Consider the following 19,373-nt stretch of genomic DNA (forward strand, 5'->3'; position numbering starts at 1 on the left):
GGCCTGACATGAACCAGCACCACAGCCCCTTCCTCGCTGGCCTCGTCGTGACCGCGACGCTGATCTTCAGCGGCTGCAGCGCCGGCACCTCCGAAGCGGCCGACACCGCTTCATCGGTGACGGGCCCGGTTGCCGAGGTGAGCTACGACGACCTCGGCATCGACGATGCGGACCTGTCGTTCGACCTGACCGAGGCCATCGACGTCACCCTCGACGACGGCGCATCCGCGGCCGGCAACGGCGTGAGTGTCGACGGCGACACCATCACGATCGATACTGCCGGAACCTACCGGCTCCACGGCACGCTGACATCGGGTTCGATCACGGTCGACGCCGGCGAGGGGGTCGTCAGCCTCATCCTCGACGGCGTCGACATCACGGCCGCCGACGTGGCCGCGATCAACGTGGTCGAGGCAGACCACGTCGTGGTCTGGCTCGCCGACGGCAGCGACAACAAGCTCGCCGATGCGGACGGGACCACGGTGGACGAGACAGCCGAGGACGCACCCAATGCCACGCTGTTCTCCCGTGCCGACCTGTGGCTTGCCGGGACGGGATCACTGTCGGTGACCGCCCATGCGGCCGACGCGATCACCTCCAAGGACTCCCTCGTGGTCACCGGCGGCGACGTCACGGTCGTCGCGGCGGACGACGGTGTACGAGGAAAGGACCATCTGGTGATCACGGGCGGAAGCCTCTCGTTGAACGTCGAGGGCGACGCCCTGCGCTCGGACAACGAGGCAATCACCGACGATCCGGATGCAGCGGTGGGTGTCATCTGGATCGACGGAGGAAGTCTCGACCTCGTCGCCGGCTCCGACGCGATGGATGCTGCACGTCAGGTCACGGTGCAGAGCGGCACGGTGAAGGTCGCCGCGGGCGACGACGGCATTCACTCCGACAACGTGCTGCGCATCGCGGGCGGCGAGATCGCCATCACCGAAAGTGTCGAAGGCATCGAGGGCGCGTACATGTACCTGTCCGGTGGGACCGTGACCGTGGTGTCCAGCGATGACGGCATCAACGTGTCCGGTGGCGTGGAAGAACTCACCGACTCGACCGAGGAAACCGCCGATCGCGCGGCCGTCGGACCCGACGCGGCCGTCGGACCCGATGCGGCCGGTGGGCCCCCGGGCAGTGGCCCACAGGTCGACACCCAGGACCCCACAGCGGAACCGGCCTCCGATCTCGCGTCAGTCACGGTCGCAGCGATGGACGGCAGCGGCTTCGGAGGGCCGGCCGAAGGTGACAACGGCGACCGCTTCCTGGAACTCAGCGGCGGAACCTACGTGATCGACACGACCAGCGACGGCGTGGACGTCAACGGCTCCCTGGTCATGACGGGCGGCACCCTGGTGGTCTCCGGCACCGAGGACGTCCGCAACGGCGCCCTCGACGTCGACGACTCGTTCACGATCTCCGGCGGGACCCTGGCCGCCAGCGGGATGGCCACGATGGCGGTCGCACCGGGTCAGGACTCCACCCAGGCGACTCTCGCACTGACGTTCGGCGGTACGGTGCCGGCCGGCACGCTGATCACCATCGCCGACGACGCCGGGACGCAGATGGCGTCCTTCACCACCCCGAAGGCATCGAACTCATACATCTACTCCTCCGATGACCTCCGGGGCGGGAACGGCTACACCATCTTGGTCGGCGGTCAGGTCACGGGGACGGCGACCGGGTGGTTGGTGCTTGGCGGCACGGCATCCGAGGGCTACGGGATCGGCACGGTCGTCGCGAGCGGGTAGGTGCCCCGTTTCGGCGCCCGTGAGCGCCCGATCGGTCCCGCTGGGAGGATGGCCTGATGCGTCACGCCACAGCACCGCTGCTCGCCGTCACGGTGGGTCTGGTGCTCGCCGACTCGGCGATCGTGACGCTCGCGCTGCCGGAGATCCTGTTCCGTCTCGACGCCACGGTCGGCGAGGTCGCCTGGGTCCTGATCGCCTACAACCTGGTGCTCGCGCTCGGCGCCGTGCCCGCGGCGTACGCGTTCTCCCGGGCGCAGCCGCGCATCTTCACCGCGATCGGCATCGCCGTGTTCGCTGGCGCCTCGGCCTGGTGCGCCTTCGCCGACTCGATCGAGGTGCTGATCCTCGCGCGGTGCGTGCAGGCAGTGGGCGGCGCGCTCGCGCTGGTGGGCTGCCTCGAACAGCTCGTGGTCGAGCGTGGGGAGCGTCGCGGGGTCGCGTGGTGGGTCGCCGCCGGCGTGATCGGCACGGCGGTCGGCCCCGTGGCGGGCGGACTCCTGACTCAGGCGATCTCGTGGCAGGCGATCTTCGTGGTCCAGGTGCCGTTCGCCGTGCTCGCGGTGCCGGCGGCCCTGGCGGTGCGTTCGGCGCCGACGCCGGTGCTGGAGCGGCACCGCCCGGCGATCCGCGCCAACCTGACCCTCGCGCTGCTCTCGGCGGCGCTCACGGCCGCGTTGTTCCTGCTGGTGCTCCTGCTCGTCGAAGGCTGGGGCCGCTCCCCCGCCACGGCAGCGCTGACCGTCTCGGTCGTGCCTGTCGCGGCACTGGCCGCGCGTCCTCTGGCCCGGCTCTTCCGCCCGCCGCCGCAGGTCGAGATCGCGGTCGGGTGCGTGCTGGTCTCCGGTGGCCTCGTCGCGCTGGCGATCCCCCCGTCGTCGAACCTGATCTGGAGCGTCGCGCCGCAGGCGCTCGTCGGGCTCGGGCTCGGCATGACGGTCGACCAGCTCACCTCACGGGCCATGGAGATGCGCCTGCCCCGGGCCGACCACGCGGCATGGACGATCGGCGCGCGGCACGTCGGCGTCGTGCTGGGGCTCGCGATCCTCACGCCGGTCTTCACCGCCGACCTGCAGGACGCTCAGGAACCCGCCCAGCAGGCCGTCACGTCGCTCGTGCTCGACTCCCCCCTCCGGGCGCAGGACAAGATCGCGGTCGCCGAGGCCCTCGGTGGCGCGTTGACCGACCAGCAGGGGCAGGTGCCGGACCTGGCACCCGCCTTCGACCGTCTCGATGTCGACCCCGGTGAGCAAGCCGCGGTCGACCGGCTCGAGCGGGACCTCGACGACCAGCTCGAGCGCGCCGCGACCCGCGCCTTCCGCGACTCGTTCCTGATCGGCGCCGCTCTGGCCCTGGCGGCACTGCTGACTCTCGTGCCCCTGCGCCGCCGGAGGGCCGCATGAACCCGGCGGCGCGGTGGGCCGGTCTGCCGGTGCTCGCGTTCGTCCTCGTGACTGCCGTGATCGGCGTGCAGGTGGCCAACGGCGGCGGGTCCTACGAGCCGCTACGTCCCGCCGATCCGTGCGCCGAGCGCGAGGTCACCTCTCGCTCAGACGGGGTGGAGGGCCTCACCGAGCAGCTGGTGCTGATCGCCGTCGACGAGGCGGCGTGCACCCTGCAGGTCAGCCGCGAGGAGCTGACTCTGCGGCTCGCTCAGCCCGGCGACCGCACGGATGCCGAGATCGACGCGCTCCGCGATGGGCTCACAGCCGCGGTCGCGCGCCTGGAGGCCGACGAGACCCTGCCCCCGGCGTCGAGCCTGGTCGACGAGGTGCTCGACTCGGCGGACCTCAACGGCTTCCTGAAGTCCGCGATCCGCGCGCTCCCGGACGGCGTGATCGACACGGCCCTGAAGACCGACGACGTCCTCACCCGGGCCATCGCCGACCTCGACATCCGCGACCTGCTGGAGAACCTGACCGACCAGGACGACCTGGAGCGCCAGGTCGGCGTGGCCGTCGAGCAGGCCGTCAAGGACTCGCTCGTCGATCGCCTCCGCGACGTGTTCTGAGGGTCGACCTCCGCGGCCAGCACTGGTTGACTCGACCCATGAAGGTCGAACGCGTCGTCCCGAACCTCCTGGTCGACGATCTCGCCGCAGCGGTCCGCCAGCACACCGACGTGCTCGGCCTGCACGTCGTGATGGACCACGGCTGGATCGTGACGCTCGCCGATCACGACGGCCACCAGCTCAGCCTGATGACGAGCGACGCGACGGCCCCGGTCAGCCCCGACGTGTCCGTCTTCGTCGACGACGTCCACGCGGCGCTCGCCGCAGCCGGGGAGGCCGGCGTCGAGATCGTCCATCCGCTGACAGCAGAGCCCTGGGGCGTCACGCGCTTCTTCTACCGCGACACGTCAGGGCGGGTCGTGAACGTCGGTTCGCACACCTGAGCCTGCTCGCGGGAGCCGCACTCAGTCGATCGGTGGGTCGGACGGCCCCGCCTCGGGCGGCCGTGGCTGGTCCTCACGGTGCAGGCGGACGGCTACGAGGGCGACGTCGTCCTCGGGGCGACCGGGCAGCATGCGGCGAAGCACCTCGTCGCACGCGCTCTCGAGGTCGAGCCCCTCGGCGACGAGATCACGCAGCACGCCGGCCAGGCGCGCGATGCCCTGCTCCACGCCCTCACCACGGCGCTCGACGAGCCCGTCGGTGTAGAGCAGCACGGTGGCGCCGCGCGGCAGGCTGACGACACTCTCGGTGCGCGGGGCGTCGGGGAAGAGCCCCAGCAGCATGTTCGTCTGGTCGGCCCACAGCTCCCGCACCTCGACCGCGGTCTCAGGCACGGGGGCGGCGAGGTCGGCCGGGTCGACCACCCCCTCGTCGCCGCGCACCATCACGACCAGGGGCGGCGGGTGGCCGGCATTCGACCACCGCATCCGGGTGACCCCGTCGGCGCGCTCCTGCTCGGTCTGCTCGAACCGGGCCACGACGGCGCTGGCCGAGGAGTCGACGCGCAGGCCGTCGATGACCGCGTCCATGCGGCGCAGAACGTCGGCCGGCCCCTCGTCGGTCGTCATCGCGATCCCGCGCAGCAGCGACCGCATCTGCCCCATCGCCGCGGCCGAGGCCGTGTCGTGCCCGATCACGTCGCCGATCACGACGTTGGTGGCACCACCGGGCTGCAGGAACGAGTCGTACCAGTCGCCGCCCACCTGCACGGCCTCGGCTGCGGGCTCGTACCGCACGACGACGTGGAGGTGGTCGGGCTCGGGCGGCGCGGTCAGGAGGCTGCGCTGCAGGGCCTCGGCCATGTCGCGCTGTTCCACGAACGCTCGGGCGTTGCCCAGGGCCAGGCCGGCCCTGCTGCCGATGTCGGCCAGGACGTCGAGGTCGTCACGGTCGAACGGGGCCCGCCCAGCGGCGCGGAACAGCGTGATCAGTCCCGTCGTGCGCCCGTGTCCCCGCAGGGCCATGATCACGGCCGACTCCGGCGCGAGTCCGCGGTAGACGTCTCGCGCGGGACCGGGCTCGAGCACGGCGGAGATCCGCTCGGTCGCGCCCGACTCGATCAGGACCGGGTCGGCCCCGCGGAGCACGGCGAACAGGAAGGCGTCGTCCTGCAGCGCGGGCAGGCGCGACGCGGCGTACTGGTCGACGGCCGGCTGGAGGTCGGGATCGGCGTGCCAGGCACCGATGTCGCGCAGCTGGCGTCGAAAGCCGGACGACCCGGGCTCGCCGTCGACGATCGTGACGAGGCACCAGTCGCACAGCTCGGGGACCAGGAGCGCGGCGAGGCGCGCGACCCCGGCCTCGGGATCCATCGTGTCGTTGAGGGCCCCGGAGACGGCCGCGACCAGGGAGCTGCGCCGGGCGTGGCGCTCCAGGGTCTCCTGGGCCGCACGGCGCTCGGTGATGTCGAGGAAGTAGACCGACAGGCCGTCGGGCGTGGGCCACGCCCGGACCTCGTACCAGTCGTCGAGCGGCGGCGGGTAGTACGCCTCGAACGAGACCGACTCGTGATGGGCCGCCGCGCGACGGTAGCTCCACTCGAACTCGGTGCCCAGTGCGTCGGGGAAGAGCTCCCAGATGTTCTGGCCGACGGGATCGGAGCTGATGGCACCGAGCAGCCGCTGGGCGACCGGGTTGACGTACGTGAACCGCCACTCGCGGTCGAGGGCGAAGAAGGCGGTCGGCATCGCCTCGAGCACCTTGAACGCCCGTGTCTCCTCGTCGGTTCCGGCTCCGCTGTCGATCGCGGCACCGACGACCCGGGCGGCGGTGCCGTCGGTGCCCGCGAGGGCGCGGCCGCGCGCACGGATCCATCGCAGGCGTCCGCTCGGCAGGGTGACTCGGTACTCGGCCTCGTACTCCCCCAGGGACGCGATCGCCACGGAGAGGGCGCGACCGACGCGGTCGCGGTCGTCGGGGTGGACGTACTCGTTGAAGGCCTCGATCGTGCCCGCGAACGCGGCGCGGTCGCGCTCGAACAGGTCGAGCAGCTGGTTGTCCCAGCGGAGCTCACCGGTCGCGAGGTCCCAGTCGAAAACCCCGACGCCGGCGGCCTCGACCGCGAGGGCGAGCCACGGCGCGTCCTCGGCGTCCGACGCCCCGAACGGGGTCAGCCCCGCTCCCGCCATGGTGTGTCCCGTCTCGAGGTCGACTGCGACGACGGGAGAGAACCGTGGCGACGTCACCGGGTCGCCACCGCCTCTCCCGGAGCGATGTTCGACGTCGATCCTATCGTCCGCCCACGTCGTCCACCGACGTCCGCACCACGGCCATGCTCCGACGCGCCACGTGCGCCGATCAGGCCTAAGGTGACGACGGTGCGGGGGTGAGCGCCCCGCGGACGAGGAGGACGGCGTGGCAGCGACGGGCGTGATGCAGCTGCCTTTCGCCTCGCGATCCTTGCGCACGGCCCGCCACGAGCTGATGACCTTCCTGGCGCAAAACGGCGTCCGTGCGATGGTCGCCAACGACGCCCTGCTCGTGCTGGGTGAGCTGGCGGCCAACGCCGTCCGGCACGGGGCCCCGCGGCCTGACGGCACCTTCGAGGCCCGGTGGGCGCTCCGCGACGACGGCCTCCTGCTGAGCGTGCAGGACGGCGGCGACAGCGGCACGGTGCACGTCATGCACGTCGACGAGTCGGCCCTCTCCGGCCGCGGGCTCGCCATCGTCGACCTGCTCGCCGACCGTTGGTGGATCGAGCGCGACAGCGGAACCCGCATCAGCGCCGTGCTGAAGCTCTGAGACGGCGCCGACTCAGGACGGCCGATCGACCAACGCCCTATCGTTCCTGCATGGAACAGGAGCCGCGCCGCCAGGAGATCGACTGGCGCACGACGCTGATCTTCTGCTTCTGGATCACCTCCCCCGTGCTGCTACTCGCGATCTACCTGCTGGGAGTGGAGTTGCTCACGATCGTCGCGTTCAGGAACTTCGGCGAGTAGCCGCTCCCGCTCCGGGCGACATCCCGCCCTCGACCGTCCGAGTCGTTCAGGCGCGGACGGGCCACCCGATCTCGGTCACGCCCTCGCCACCGGGCACACCCGCGAGGTAGGTCTCGCGGATCGGGCCGTCGAGGCTCACCTCGTACTGCGCCACATGTGCTCCGAGCTCGGCGTAGACCTGCCCGATCGTGGCGTCTGACCCCGAGTGGGTGGCCACCGCCAGCACCGTCGCCGGCAGCACCTCGTACTCGACCCGACCCATGGCGACGACATGGTCGACCGCTGCGATGGGACGGAACAGCGCCACATCCCCGGCCTCGTCGCGGATCAGCTCGGTCGACCACAGACCGCCGAGCGCGCCCGTCGGCTCCAGGCCGGAGCTCTCGACAGCACGGTCGAGCTCGATCTGGGCGGCCGTGAACCATTCGCCCAGGTCAGTCAGGTCGATCACGTCGCGCACCACCAGCGCCGGTGTCGCGTCGACGACGCGGCGCTCCACCGCGGCGGCGGGCGACCCGGACGCCAGCAGACTGCGCAGCGCGGTCACGGCGTCGCGGGTCTCCGCCAGCCGTTGCTCCATGCGCTGAAGGTGCGCCCCGATGAGCTCGGACCGCACCGACTCCTCGGCGGACAGCACCTGCGAGATGACGTCGAGCGGCATCTCCAGCGAGCGGAAGTGCCGGATCAGCTGGGCATCGGCGACCTGCTCCACGCTGTAGGACCGGTACCCCGTGAACGTGTCGACCTCAGCGGGTTCGAGCAGCCCGAGCCGGTGGTAGTGACGCAGCGCCTTGGCGCTCAGGCGCGTGGCCCGGCTGAAGTCACCGATCGTCATGGTCGAGGTCACGACCCCATCCTTGACCCTCCCCCTGGGGGAAGGTCCATCGTGGGCCCCACGGCGCTCCCGAACGCCGTCAGCTCCATCGACGTCTCGCCACACCAGGAGGAACCATGACCGCTCCCACCACCACCCTGCCCACCGCCGTCAGCGACTACTTCGCGCTCTCCGAGGGCACCGACCGCGCCGAGACCATCCGCGTGTTCGTACCCGATGCTCACGTGACCGACGACGGCCACGACTACCGCGGACGTGAGAAGGTCCTGGCCTGGCTCAACGGTCCGGCCAGCGAGTTCGAGACCACCTCGACCCGACTCTCGGCCGAGTCCACCGGCGACGTCACGACGGTGACGGACCGGTTGACCGGCAACTTCCCCGGCGGCCAGGTCGACCTGCGGTTCGCGTTCACCCTCGACGGCTCCGGGCTCATCCAGCGCCTGAGCATCAGTGTGTAGGCCAGAGCCTCGTCGAGCATCCCGATTCGCGCCTTGAAATGGGACGCCCCCGACCGGAGTCCGCTCAAGCGCCGTCCTCCGCCAGTGCCGCAACCGGCAGCCAGTCGGCGCCCAAGAGGTGAGCGAGGTCGGTCAGCCCGGTGGTGTCGCTTCCTGCCGTGTCCGAGGCGGCGGCGATCCGCTCCACCATGACCTTGCCGACCTGCTCCTCCACCGTGCCCTCCGCGTACGCGATGTGCCACGGGGAGACCTGGTGGTCGCGGTGGGTGCGGCCGGTCACCTGGCGTCCGGCGATGCCGGAGAACCGTGCCTGGTGGAAGATGCCGACCCGCGGATCGGTGCTCGCGGTGCGGCCGCCGGGCAGGGTCTCGCCGGCATGCAGGCTGATCGAGGCGACGGTGGTGAAGACGCAGACCTTCGCCTCGCCGGTCTGGAACCGGAGCCGCTCGGCCTCGACGTCGAACCGGTCGCGGCCGTAGATCGTGGCGACCTCGATGCCGGACTCACGCAGCCGGTCGGTGATCGGGTCGGCAGCGGTCGCGACGAACTCGACCGAGCACGCGACCTGACGTTCGGCCTGCACCTGCTGGTCGATCCAGGCGACGGTCGAGTCGACCCGGATCAGTCCGGCCTTCTGCCGGAAGCGCAGCAGCGCCGACCGGCCCTTGGCGACGTTGCGACCGCGTCGGGCGATGTCCATCTCCCGACAGAACTCACCCCACTCGGCCTCGTAGGCCGTGCGCTCCGCCGGGGTGAGCGTCACCGGCATGCCGGAGATCTGCACCGGCCCCCACGGCGCCGCACGGTGCAGCATCGCCGGGGGGCGCTCGTCGGCCAGCCAGCCGCGCACCAGGGTGAGGTCGGCCCCGCGGCGCGCGGGGTCGGCGGTCCACGCTGCCCCGTAGCGCCCCTTCTCCACCCCCACGCCGTGGCGCTCGAGCGCAGCGGCGAACGCGGTCCCGGGCTGCGTCGCCGAGGTCCACTCCCGCATCGGCTCGCCGAGCACCTGCGCATAGGCCGGAGCGAGGTAGGGCAGCTCGAGCGGCGTGTGCCCGGGCGTCGCCGTCGTCGCGATGACGAACGGCGCCGCGTCGTGCGCCTTCCCGTGGCCCGAGATCCGCGCCCAGTGCTTCCACCGCTTGGTCGTCGTCCGTCGCAGCGCGTGTGCCTCGTCGGCGATGATCACGTCCCACGTGCCGGTGATCTTCTCCAGCCGGTCCCACGTGATGACGACCCACTCCAGGCCGCCGTCCCCCAGGGCCGAGATGGTGCGGCACCAGTGCCCGATCGTGATCGCGGCGGGCCGGTCGGCGACCACCAGAACCCGTCGGGCCCCGCGGAGGTCGCCCACCGCGAGCGCGCCGAGGACGGCCGAGATCGTCTTGCCGACGCCGGGCTCGTCGGCCAGCAGGAACTGCCGTCCCCCCGCCGCGGCGCGCGCCGCGATCGCGTCGGCCGCCTCGAACTGGATCCGCCGGGGCTCGAGCGGTTCGGACGGCTCGGGGTCGGGAGGCGTGGGGTCGTCGGGATTGAGGGAGTTCTCGATGAACCGGCCGAGCGTGTGGGGCCCCGGGGCGTAGGGCGCGAGGTGCGCCGGCAGCGCGCGGCCGACGTGCAGGTGGGTCTTGACCACCGGGTGCCAGGTCGCCCCGTCGACCTGAGTGCCGTACGGGACGTCGAGCACCCACACCCGCTCCCCCGGGCCCGCGGTCGGCACGGGCCGCGCCGGCTGGCGCGTCCCGCCGCGGCGCGACGACCCCCGTGAGCGAGCACCGCCCCGGCGAGCACCGGATCGACGAGGACTGGCCACCCCCGGACGCTACCGGGGTGGCCGGCCCGAACCGTGCCGCCTCGCCCAGGGCTCAGCGCCGAGCGCGGGGCGAGTTGACCCGCCGCGTGGCCGGCGCGCTACGCGGGTCGTCGGGCCAGGCGTGCTTGGGGTAGCGCCCGCGCAGATCGGCCCGCACGCCCGGGTAGCCGGTGTCCCAGAAGGAGTCCAGGTCCGCCGTGATCGCCGCCGGGCGCCGGGCGGGTGACAGCAGGTGCAGCAGGAGCGGGACCCGGCCGCCCGCGAGGACCGGCACGGTGTCCCAGCCGAAGACCTCCTGCAGCCGGACGGCCAGCACGGGCTGCTCCTGGGCGTAGTCGATCCGTACGCTCGAGCCGCTGGGGACCTCCACGCGCTCCGGGGCCAGCTCGTCGAGGCGACCCGCCTGGGGCCACGGCAGCAACGCCCTCAGCGCGGCGCCGACGTCGATGCGGCGCAGGTCCTGGGCCGAGCGCACGCGCGCCAGCTGCGGTCCCAGCCACGTCTGCAGGTCCTGCGTCAGTGCGGCGTCACCCACGTCGGGCCACGGGTCGCCGAGAGCCCGGTGCAGGAAGTCGAGCCGGGCCCGCAGCGCCGTGGCCGACTCCGACCACGTGAACAGCTCGATCCCGTCAGCCTCCACCGCCTCCCGGATCGCCGCGGCCACGGCCAGCGCCGGTGGATCGCTGATCGGGACGGAGCCCAGCTCGATCGCACCGAGCAGCGTGCGCCGCCGCGCGAGCACCCGCCCGCCGGTCCAGCTGACGTCGTCCACCTCGGTCCACGACGAACCCGCTGCCTCCAGCGCCAGGTCCTCGGTGATCGGGGCTGCCGCGCGGATCCGGGCCTCACGCTCCCCGGGGCGCCGATCGGCGTCGCCGATCGCGAGCCACTCCAGGCCGGCCATCGGGCCCGGGTCGCGCCGGTCGAGGGCGGCACCCGTGCCGGACGTCATCAGGTAGCTCGAGCCACCGGGGCGCTTGCGCGCGATGCGATCCGGGTGGGCCAGGGCCACCACCAGGCCCACGGCCACATCGTCGGTCAGGGTTCGGGGGTCGTCCCGCGATCCGCCCTCGCCACGCTCCGACCTCGCGATGGCCTCGAGCCGCGTGACCTGGCTGCGCCAGGAGCCGGCCCGCCGGTCGCCGCGCAGCGACCGGAGCGCGGCCACCAGGTCGGCACCGGGAGCACGGACGTCCTCGCTGAGCATCGCGACCACCTCCGCGGCCCGCGTGGCGCCGACGAGACCGGCACCGTCGATCAGGGCCCGGGCCAGCCGGGGGTCGACGGGCACGGCCGCGATCACCCGTCCCCGCGCGGTGGCGCGGCCGTCCTCGGTGATCGCTCCCAGGTCCGTCAGCACCTGCCGCGCCGCCGCGACCGCGTGCACCGGTGGCTGGTCGAGCAGCGTCAGGTCCCGCGCGTCGCCGCTACCCCAGCACGCCACCTCCAGGGTGAAGGCCGTGAGGTCGGCGGTGGCGATCGCCGGTGCCGGGTGGGGCACCAGGTGCGCGTGCTCGGCCTCCGACCAGCAGCGCAGCACGGTCCCCGGTCCGAGACGACCGGCGCGCCCCGCTCGTTGCTCGGCCGCGGCCCGGCTGACCGCGACGGTCACGAGGGATGCCAGTCCGCGGCGGTGGTCGGTGCGCGGCTCCCGCGAGAACCCGGCGTCCACCACGACGCGGACGCCGGGAACCGTCAGCGACGACTCGGCGATCGCGGTCGAGACGATCACGCGGCGCCGCGGTCCCTCACTGAGCGCCCGGTCCTGCTCGGCACCGGGGAGCCGTCCGTGCAGGGCGTGCACATCGGCGTCCACACCGGCCAGGCGACGCCTGACCGCCTCGACCTCACGGACGCCCGGCACGAAGACCAGGACGTCGCCCCCGTGCTCGGCGATGGCCCGGCGCACCGTCGCGGCGACGTGGTCGTGGAACGCCGGGGTGATGCCGCGGTCGTCGGTGCGGCGGGCCCCCGGCGGAAGCGGGGACCAGACGGTGGCCACCGGGTGCAGGGCGCCCGGGACGCGGATCACCGCAGCGCCCCCGAGCAACGAGGCCGTGCGCTCGGCCTCGATCGTCGCCGACATCGCCACCAGGGCCAGGTCCTCGCGCAGGGTGGCCCGGACGTCGATGAGCAGCGCCAGGGTGAGGTCGGCGTCGAGATGGCGTTCGTGCACCTCGTCGAGCACGACGGCACCGACGCCGGCCAGCTCGGGGTCGTGCTGGAGCCGCCGGAGCAGCAGGCCGGTGGTCACGACCTCGACCCGCGTGCGGCCGCTGGTGCGCCGGTCGCCGCGCACCGAGTACCCGACCGTCTCCCCCACCGGTTCATCCAGCAGGTGCGCCAGCCGGCGAGCGGCAGCGCGGGCCGCGATGCGACTCGGCTGGGTCACGACGACCCGTCCCTCGACCACGCCTGCGACCGCGGGCGGCACCAGGGTCGTCTTGCCGGTGCCGGGTGGTGCCTGGACCACCGCGACGCTACGGGTCCGGAGCGCGTCCTCGAGCGCCGCCAGGCCCGCCGTGACCGGCAGGTCAGGGGGCGCGGCGAGCAGCCTGCTCAGCGGGTCGGACACTCCTGCAGTCTGCCCGACGCGCCACGCAGGACGGCGATGTCGACCTGGGTCATCATGGGACGCATGTCGTCGATCCCCGAAGACCTCGCCGTGTGGCGTCGCCTCCAGGACGCCAGGCAGCCGAACCCGCTCTCGGAGAGCCTGCGCTTCCCGGCCGACGGCGAACGGCCCGCAGCCCTCGACACCGGGTACCTGACCGACGAGGACCGCGCGAACCCCGACATCGCCGCCAGCACCCGGGCGATGGAGGAGACGACTGCGCTCATCACCTGGGTCGCCGAGAACGTCGAGGAGGGCGTGGCCTTCGGCTACTGGCGCGGCCCGGGCGGCCTCCCGCTCGACGCCGCTCCCGTGGTCGCGCTCGACACCGAGGGGCAGCTCGAGCTGCTGCGCGGCGCCACGCTCAGCGAGGCCCTCGTCGACGAGTACGGCCAGTGGTCGCACGAGGACTACACCGCCCTGGTGGCGGAGTGCCGGTCGCGGGGTGTCGCGATCAGCGCCGACGACCCCGACGACCTGCTCGAGCCCGATGTGACGCCCACGCCCTCGGAGCACCACGAGGCCCGCTACCGGGAGCTGCTCGGCGGCGACTGACGCGTCAGTCGAAGCGCGGACGCAGGTGCTGGCGCATCTCCTGGAAGTTCGACGGCCGGGTCTTCCACCGCTCCTCGTCGGTCTCCTCGAAGGTGACCTCGCAGCGGCCCGTGCTCCGTTCCAGCTGCACGAGGAACGCCACCGGCCGCGGCTGCCCCGCTGCGACGTGGCTGGCCAGAAAGGCGTTCACGGCCGCACCGATGGCCCTCCAGCTGCAGGCCACCGGCGACACCGACCCGTCGGACGCGTACGCGTAGCCCGACGCGTTGCGATAGCCCTCGCCGAGCTCCAGCACGATGGCCAGCGACTCCCAGTCCCCGACCTGGCCGCGCAGCTGCGTTGCCAGGGACGGCTCGTCGATGGCCCGGGCCAGCGCGCGAAGCAGTGCAGCGGTGACGTCGTCGGACACGGCGTTGCTCAGCTCCCCAGGACGCGACGGACACGGACGGACGTTCGTGCGCCCGGGCGATCGCGGGCTGGTCACCCTCAGCATCGCACGCACGTCCATGCGAGGTCCCCCGCAGGATCCGTCGGAGCGCTGCCGCTACCGAGCGGCCGCCAGCAGGTCCTCCGAGACGTCCCAGAGGCGGCGCGCGTCCTCGGGGTCCAGGGCGTGCGGGAGGACGCCGTGGATGCCGTCCAGCTGGTCGACGACGGCGGCTTCGTGGCAGTCCTCGAAGTAACGACCGCCCACGCCCTCCACGAGCGGCGAGACCGCGAGGAACACCGAGGTGGCCGCACCCTGCTCGGTGGTCTTCATCCGGAACAGCCCGGCGGCCTGGGCCTGCTGCGCCTGCTGCTCGGCAGCGGCTCGCTTCTCGGCCGACCAGTGACGCTGCAGGGGCGTCCAGATGCCACCGGGCATCAGCGCGTTGGCGGTGATCCCGTCCCCCGCCCACCGCCGGGTGGCCTCGACGGCGAAGAGCGAGTTGGCCGTCTTGGACTGGCCGTAGGCCAGACCGGGGTCGTAGTCGCGGCGCTCGAAGAACAGGTCGTCGAAGACGATCGGGGACGCCGCGTGGCCACTGGACGAGACCGAGACGATCCTCGCCCGGTCGGCCGCAGCGAGCGCCCGGTGGAGGCCGGTCGCGAGGGCGAAGTGACCGAGGTGGTTGACGCCGATCTGCGTCTCCCACCCCTGGGCGGTGACGCCGAACGGGGTCTCCATGACGCCGGCGTTGTTCACGAGGAGGTCGAGCGGTCCGGTCCAGGCGCTCGTCAAGGCGTCGACCGAGGCCAGATCGGCCAGGTCGAGCGCCACCACCCGGACGTAGGTCCGCCCGCTGGTGCCAGCGATGTCGGCGGCCACGCGGCCCCCTGCCGCTTCGTCGCGCACCGCCAGGGTGACCTGGGCGCCGGCGTGCGCCAGGGCCCGAGCGGTCTCGACGCCGATGCCGGACGCCGCGCCGGTCACCAGCGCGCGACGGCCCGTGAGGTCGACGCCCTTGACGACCTCGAGGGCCGTCGTGGTGTCGTCGAACGGGCTGCTGATCAGGTCGGAGGAGGCCATGCCAAAATCGTACCAACTAGTTGGTTGGTCTTAGGGTGGACCCATGCGCAGAGACGGGGACGCGAGCCGCCGACGACTCCTGGCCGCGGCCACGGAGGAGTTCGCCACCCATGGGCTGGCCGGCGCGCGCGTCGACCGCATCGCCGGGACCGCCAAGGTCAACAAGCAGCAGATGTACGCCTGGTTCGGGTCCAAGGACGGCCTCTTCGACGCCGTCTTCGCCGCGCAGCTGCACCGCATCGTCGACGCGGTCCCGTTCACCGCGGACGACCTCCCGGGCTACGCCGTCGCCCTCTACGACAGCTACCTCACCGATCCGGAGATCATCCGCCTGGTCGGCTGGAACCGGCTCGAGCGCGTCCCGGTCGGCGACCTTCTGGCCGGCCACGGCGCCCTCACCGAGCCCAAGCGGGCCGCGCTCGAGCAGGCTCAGGCCGACGGGCTGGTGGTCGACACCGTCACCCCGGACCTTCTCTACGCCATGGTGATCGGCATCGCCGGTTCGTGGTCACCACTCAGCGGCACCCTCACCGCCGCCCCGGACGACGACGAGGGCGCCCACCGTCACCGACGCACCGCCCTGCGCGAGACCGTCGCCCGGGCCTTCGTGCCCGACCGCGGCTAGGCGTCGCGGACGTCGCCGGCGTCCCCTCGGCCCGCGCGGCGCTACGGTGGGCGTGCCCGGTTCACCGACCACGTCGAGGATGACCACCATGTCGCACGTCGCTCCCCAGAAGGTCGTGCTCCACGGACACGAGCTCTCCTACGCCGACAACGGTGAGGGTCCTGTCGTGCTGTTCATCCACGGCATCCTCGGCTCGCAGCAGCAGTGGTCGCACCTGGTCGACCGGATGGACGATGACCACCGCGTGGTGCTGCCCGACCTGTTCGGTCACGGCGAGTCGGCCAAGCCCGTGGGCGACTACTCGCTCAGCGCCCACGCCGCCACGATGCGCGACCTGCTGGACCACCTCGGCGTCGAGCGCGTCACCCTCGTGGGGCACTCCCTCGGCGGCGGCATCGCAATGCAGTTCTTCTACCTCTTCCCCGAGCGGGTCGAGCGCCTCGTGCTGGTCTCCAGCGGCGGCCTCGGCCGCGAGGTCAACGTCGTCCTGCGCGCCGCGACCCTCCCGGGCGCCGCCCAGGTGCTGAGCGTCGCGGCGTCGGCGCCCGTGCTCTCGCAGGTGGAGGCCTTGGGCAACCTCGCGACGAGGGCCGGCTGGCGGCCCGGTGCCGACATCAGTGCGATCTGGAAGGGATTCAGCTCCCTCGGCGACCGCGAGAGCCGCCGCTCGTTCCTGGCCACGACCCGTGCCGTGATCGACATCGGCGGGCAGAGCATCAGTGCTCACGACCACCTCGAGGACTCGCTCCCCATCCCGACGCTGATCGTGTGGGGCTCGAAGGACCACATGATCCCCGCCTCCCACGCGCGCAGCGTCGAGCAGTCGCTGCCGGAGTGCCAGGTCGAGATCTTCGACGGTGCGGGCCACTTCCCCCACCTGGACGACCCCGACCGGTTCGCCCGGCTGCTGCGCGACTTCATCGCGTCCGGTGGGACCACCGACGGCTCGACGCGCGCCGACTGATCAGACGTCGAGCGTGCGGACCCTCCGGGTCACGTGCGTACCGACCTTCTCGAGGAAGACGATCTCCCCGAACTCGAGGGTCGACCAGTCGTCGACCTCCTCGGTCAGGGGCTCGGAGGCGAAGACCGCGGCCGTGGCCTGGTCGACCGAGCACGTCCGGAAGCCGTAGGTCGTGTCGTCGTGCTCGAAGTCACGACCCATCAGCAGGTACATCGGCTCCAGGAGCATGCCGAGCGCGAACTCGTCCGTGCCCGGCTCGGCCTGCCGCAGCTTCCGCCAGTCACCCTCCGGGTCGCTCTCGCCGCGCAGGCCCGTCCCGGTGTTGACGCCGATGACTCGGCCGGGCGAGACGAGGGCCATCTTCAGCTTGGCGAGCCCGCCCAGGTCGAGGTCCTGCATGGCCTGCACGACGAGCCGTACCAGCTTCTCGACCGCCCGCTGGACGTCGTCGTCGCTGTCGCCCTCGAGCAGGGACAGCAGCAGGACGTAGAGGAACTCAGTGTCAGTGGTGCCGCTCATCTGCTCCAGGTACCGGTCCTGGCAGTGCGCCAGCAGCTCGCGCTGCAGCAGCTTCCAGCTCGGCAGGTCGCCGTTCTGGGCGACGATCCACGGCGTCTCGCGATAGGAGAACGGATGACAGTTCTCGTCGGCCAGGACGGTGAGCGAGTTGTAGTCGGCCGCCCGCACGTGGGCCAGCAGCGTACTGGCCTGCAGGCTGGGCACGATGGTCTCGACGTTGTCGTCGTAGAAGGCCGCCATCGGCCGGTGGTAGAGCAGCGGCTCCTCCGGCTTCAGGAGGTGCTCGCTCCAGATGCCGAAGCCCCACCCGGCGAGCTGGAGCTGGGGATGCCGCTCCGAGTCGAGGGTCTGGTTGACGAGGCTGTTCTCCGGCTTCAGGAGGAGGTTCTCGAGCGGGATCTCCGGTCCGATGTAGGCGAGAACTCGGCACATGCGCTTCCCTCACTGACGATGGTCTGGGGCGGGGACGTCGCCGCAGGTGCTGCCCGCTGCCGCCTCTCCCGGCGGTCGCGCCCCGAGACTACTTCTCGGACTCGCGGACCGCAGCGAGGGCGCCGCACACCGTCAGCACGGTGACCGCCGCGCACGCCAGGAACGTGCCGAGCTCCCCACCGCGCACCGACACGAAGGCCCCGAACGCCCCGGCCGCCGCGCACACCGCCAGCACCACGGCGTTGGCGCGCAGCGCGAAGCGCGCCCACGGGGGTCGTCGTCGCATCGGCACGGCCTCACCTGCTGTCCTCGTCCACGAGCAACCTAGACGCGCCCCGGCCGATCCGCAGGCGGACGAGCGGCGTCACCCCCGCCCGCTTAGCCTGAGGCATGGGCATGAAGAAGAGGGCCGGAGCACTGGGTGTCGCCAAGATGGTCTACGACCAAGCCCGCAAGCCCCAGAACCAGGCACGGATCAAGCGAGCGGTCGAGCAGGTCAGGTCCCGGCGAAACCAGGGCCGGCCGCGCTGAGGTCGAGCCGCTCCCGACTCGCCGCGAGCCGCGCCAGCGACTCGCGCACGGCGGCCGGGTCGTCGTCGAGCCCGCGCAGCTGCTCCTCGAGCGCGTCGAGCTGCCGCCCGAGCTCCTCGTGCACCCCGCCCTCGTCCGTGCCGTACGCCAGCTCGTCGATCGCCTGCAGGAATCGCGCCACCAGGGCCGGGCTGTCGGCGCCGTGATGGCGCATCGGCGACAGCGACGCGTGGATGCGGTCAGCCGGTAGCACCTGCGCCGTGACAACGCGCAGGTCGCCCGCCTCGTCGGCCAGACCAGCCGGAAGCTGCGCCATCGCCGCGGTGCGCGCGGTGATGGCACTCAGGTGGCCGAGGGCGTGCACGGCCGTCGTCGGGTCGTTCACGCCGGGCGAGAGGGCCCGGAGGGCGATGTCGAGGATCTGCTGGACACCGAAGTCGACGTCCTCCGAGGCCGTGCGCTCGTACCCGACCACGTGGGCGCAGCGCACGGCGTCCTCGATCGCCTCGACGGCCTCGTGATCGGGCGCCGGCGCCTGCGCACTGCTCCACCAGTAGGCCAGCGGCGTGCCTGCCACCACGTTCTCGCCCACGAGCCGGGCCTCCTGGATCACGATGCGCCGCTCCGTCGCCGACTCCAGGAGTGCGAGACGGTCGCGGCTCGTGACGAAACCGCTCTCCGAGGCCGTCACGGCGTGGCGGTCCGACGGCACGAGGATCACCCCGTCGAAGGCGACCGCCGCGCTGTGCCGCTCGGACTCGCGATCGATCACGTCCTCGGTCTCGGCATGGATGTCCTTGAGGATGGTCTCGACCCGCAGCTGCGCCGCGAGGTGAGCCAGGAACAGCACGAGCATGACCATGCTCACGAGCGTCAGGACGAACGCCAGCGTGACCGAGACGCGCGGCACGAACTCCGCCACCGAGTCGTCCTGGGACCGGATCGTCCGCAGCACCGTGATCGCGAACGCGAACGTGCCGAGGAAGGTCGCGAGGGTCCAGTGCACGTGTCGGTCGCGGGCGAACATCCGCAGCACCCGCGGCGACGCCTGGCTGCTGGCCAGCTGCAGTGCCACCACGGTGAGCGAGAAGGTCAACGACGTCGCCGTGATGAGCGATCCCGCGATCGACGACAGCACCGAGCGTGCGGTGTCGGCACCGCCGTTGAACACGAAGGAGTCCACGCCCAGCGGCAGGGCCTCGTCGACCAGGAGGTCGATCCGCGGCAGCGCGAGGCCCACCGCGACGGCCACCAGGATCACCGCGACCGGGATCGGCCACAGACGTGACTCGACCGACTCCGACAGACGCGCCCAACCACCCCGCCTCCTGGCGCTGGCAGCACGTTGTCCCGACGTAGGCCGACTCACGACACCCGA

General features: G+C 72.3%; 19 protein-coding genes. 10 read left to right on the forward strand and 9 right to left on the reverse strand.

Annotation, left to right across the window (positions count from 1 at the left end; genetic code table 11):
* Nucleotides 1-8: 8 nt before the first annotated feature.
* From V6S66_RS10435 to V6S66_RS10450, 4 genes are read left to right on the forward strand one after another with little or no spacing between them, the layout of a single operon-like run.
* Nucleotides 9-1,751: a carbohydrate-binding domain-containing protein gene (locus V6S66_RS10435; protein WP_334206674.1), complete on the forward strand. Its 1,743-nt coding sequence runs from the start codon at nt 9-11 to the stop codon at nt 1,749-1,751.
* 56 nt (nt 1,752-1,807) lie between these two features.
* On the forward strand, nt 1,808-3,151 hold the full coding sequence (locus V6S66_RS10440; protein ID WP_334206675.1) for an MFS transporter: 1,344 nt from the start codon (nt 1,808-1,810) through the stop codon (nt 3,149-3,151).
* On the forward strand, nt 3,148-3,759 hold the full coding sequence (locus tag V6S66_RS10445) for a hypothetical protein (RefSeq protein WP_334206676.1): 612 nt from the start codon (nt 3,148-3,150) through the stop codon (nt 3,757-3,759). Before V6S66_RS10440 ends, V6S66_RS10445 begins: the two co-directional genes overlap by 4 nt.
* A 38-nt stretch (nt 3,760-3,797) precedes the next feature.
* Nucleotides 3,798-4,142, forward strand: coding sequence for a VOC family protein (locus tag V6S66_RS10450; RefSeq protein ID WP_334206677.1), 345 nt, complete (start codon nt 3,798-3,800; stop codon nt 4,140-4,142).
* Between the two features lie 21 nt (nt 4,143-4,163).
* On the opposite strand, the gene V6S66_RS10455 is transcribed toward V6S66_RS10450, so the two are convergent.
* On the reverse strand, nt 4,164-6,329 hold the full coding sequence (locus V6S66_RS10455; RefSeq protein ID WP_334206678.1) for a SpoIIE family protein phosphatase: 2,166 nt from the start codon (nt 6,327-6,329) through the stop codon (nt 4,164-4,166).
* A 226-nt stretch (nt 6,330-6,555) separates the two neighbouring features.
* Here V6S66_RS10455 and V6S66_RS10460 point away from each other — a divergent pair, with 226 nt between their 5' ends.
* Both V6S66_RS10460 and V6S66_RS10465 read left to right on the forward strand, forming a co-directional pair.
* Nucleotides 6,556-6,942, forward strand: coding sequence for an ATP-binding protein (locus V6S66_RS10460; protein WP_334206679.1), 387 nt, complete (start codon nt 6,556-6,558; stop codon nt 6,940-6,942).
* A gap of 50 nt (nt 6,943-6,992) precedes the next feature.
* A complete protein-coding gene (locus V6S66_RS10465) occupies nt 6,993-7,142 on the forward strand; it encodes a hypothetical protein (protein WP_334206680.1) in 150 nt (49 codons plus the stop codon).
* Nucleotides 7,143-7,188: 46 nt separating this feature from the next.
* Here the strand turns inward: V6S66_RS10465 and V6S66_RS10470 are convergent, their stop codons facing one another.
* Nucleotides 7,189-7,989 carry a MerR family transcriptional regulator gene (locus V6S66_RS10470; RefSeq protein WP_334206681.1) on the reverse strand — a complete coding sequence of 267 codons (801 nt, stop codon included), beginning with the start codon at nt 7,987-7,989 and terminating at the stop codon, nt 7,189-7,191.
* Between the two features lie 104 nt (nt 7,990-8,093).
* On the opposite strand from V6S66_RS10470, the gene V6S66_RS10475 reads away from it, so the two are divergent.
* On the forward strand, nt 8,094-8,435 hold the full coding sequence (locus tag V6S66_RS10475) for a nuclear transport factor 2 family protein (RefSeq protein ID WP_334206682.1): 342 nt from the start codon (nt 8,094-8,096) through the stop codon (nt 8,433-8,435).
* A 64-nt stretch (nt 8,436-8,499) separates the two neighbouring features.
* Here the strand turns inward: V6S66_RS10475 and V6S66_RS10480 are convergent, their stop codons facing one another.
* A complete protein-coding gene (locus tag V6S66_RS10480) occupies nt 8,500-10,152 on the reverse strand; it encodes a helicase (RefSeq protein WP_334206683.1) in 1,653 nt (550 codons plus the stop codon).
* Between the two features lie 145 nt (nt 10,153-10,297).
* Nucleotides 10,298-12,820 (reverse strand): ATP-dependent helicase HrpB, encoded by a 2,523-nt coding sequence (gene hrpB / locus V6S66_RS10485; protein WP_334206684.1) that lies wholly within the window; start codon nt 12,818-12,820, stop codon nt 10,298-10,300.
* Between the two features lie 36 nt (nt 12,821-12,856).
* Here hrpB and V6S66_RS10490 point away from each other — a divergent pair, with 36 nt between their 5' ends.
* Nucleotides 12,857-13,414, forward strand: a complete 558-nt coding sequence (locus V6S66_RS10490; protein WP_334206685.1) for a hypothetical protein — start codon at nt 12,857-12,859, stop codon at nt 13,412-13,414.
* A 4-nt stretch (nt 13,415-13,418) separates the two neighbouring features.
* On the opposite strand, the gene V6S66_RS10495 is transcribed toward V6S66_RS10490, so the two are convergent.
* On the reverse strand, nt 13,419-13,823 hold the full coding sequence (locus tag V6S66_RS10495; RefSeq protein WP_334206686.1) for a hypothetical protein: 405 nt from the start codon (nt 13,821-13,823) through the stop codon (nt 13,419-13,421).
* 135 nt (nt 13,824-13,958) lie between these two features.
* Nucleotides 13,959-14,924 (reverse strand): SDR family NAD(P)-dependent oxidoreductase, encoded by a 966-nt coding sequence (locus V6S66_RS10500; RefSeq protein ID WP_334206687.1) that lies wholly within the window; start codon nt 14,922-14,924, stop codon nt 13,959-13,961.
* A 43-nt stretch (nt 14,925-14,967) separates the two neighbouring features.
* On the opposite strand from V6S66_RS10500, the gene V6S66_RS10505 reads away from it, so the two are divergent.
* Together V6S66_RS10505 and V6S66_RS10510 are read left to right on the forward strand one after the other, a co-directional pair.
* Nucleotides 14,968-15,549, forward strand: coding sequence for a TetR family transcriptional regulator (locus tag V6S66_RS10505; protein ID WP_334206688.1), 582 nt, complete (start codon nt 14,968-14,970; stop codon nt 15,547-15,549).
* An 88-nt stretch (nt 15,550-15,637) separates the two neighbouring features.
* Entirely contained in the window at nt 15,638-16,513 is an 876-nt protein-coding gene (locus V6S66_RS10510) for an alpha/beta fold hydrolase (RefSeq protein WP_334206689.1), read from the forward strand.
* On the opposite strand, the gene V6S66_RS10515 is transcribed toward V6S66_RS10510, so the two are convergent.
* The 3 genes from V6S66_RS10515 to V6S66_RS10525 all read right to left on the reverse strand — a co-directional run bounded on the left by V6S66_RS10515 (nt 16,514) and on the right by V6S66_RS10525 (nt 19,364).
* Nucleotides 16,514-17,464 (reverse strand): class II glutamine amidotransferase, encoded by a 951-nt coding sequence (locus V6S66_RS10515; protein WP_334206690.1) that lies wholly within the window; start codon nt 17,462-17,464, stop codon nt 16,514-16,516.
* A gap of 88 nt (nt 17,465-17,552) precedes the next feature.
* Nucleotides 17,553-17,756 carry a hypothetical protein gene (locus V6S66_RS10520; RefSeq protein WP_334206691.1) on the reverse strand — a complete coding sequence of 68 codons (204 nt, stop codon included), beginning with the start codon at nt 17,754-17,756 and terminating at the stop codon, nt 17,553-17,555.
* A 204-nt stretch (nt 17,757-17,960) separates the two neighbouring features.
* Nucleotides 17,961-19,364 (reverse strand): DUF2254 domain-containing protein, encoded by a 1,404-nt coding sequence (locus V6S66_RS10525; protein WP_334206692.1) that lies wholly within the window; start codon nt 19,362-19,364, stop codon nt 17,961-17,963.
* Between the last annotated feature and the right edge of the window lie 9 nt (nt 19,365-19,373).

The organism is Aeromicrobium sp. Sec7.5, assembly GCF_036867135.1.
In the GTDB taxonomy this organism is placed as follows: Bacteria; Actinomycetota; Actinomycetes; order Propionibacteriales; family Nocardioidaceae; genus Aeromicrobium.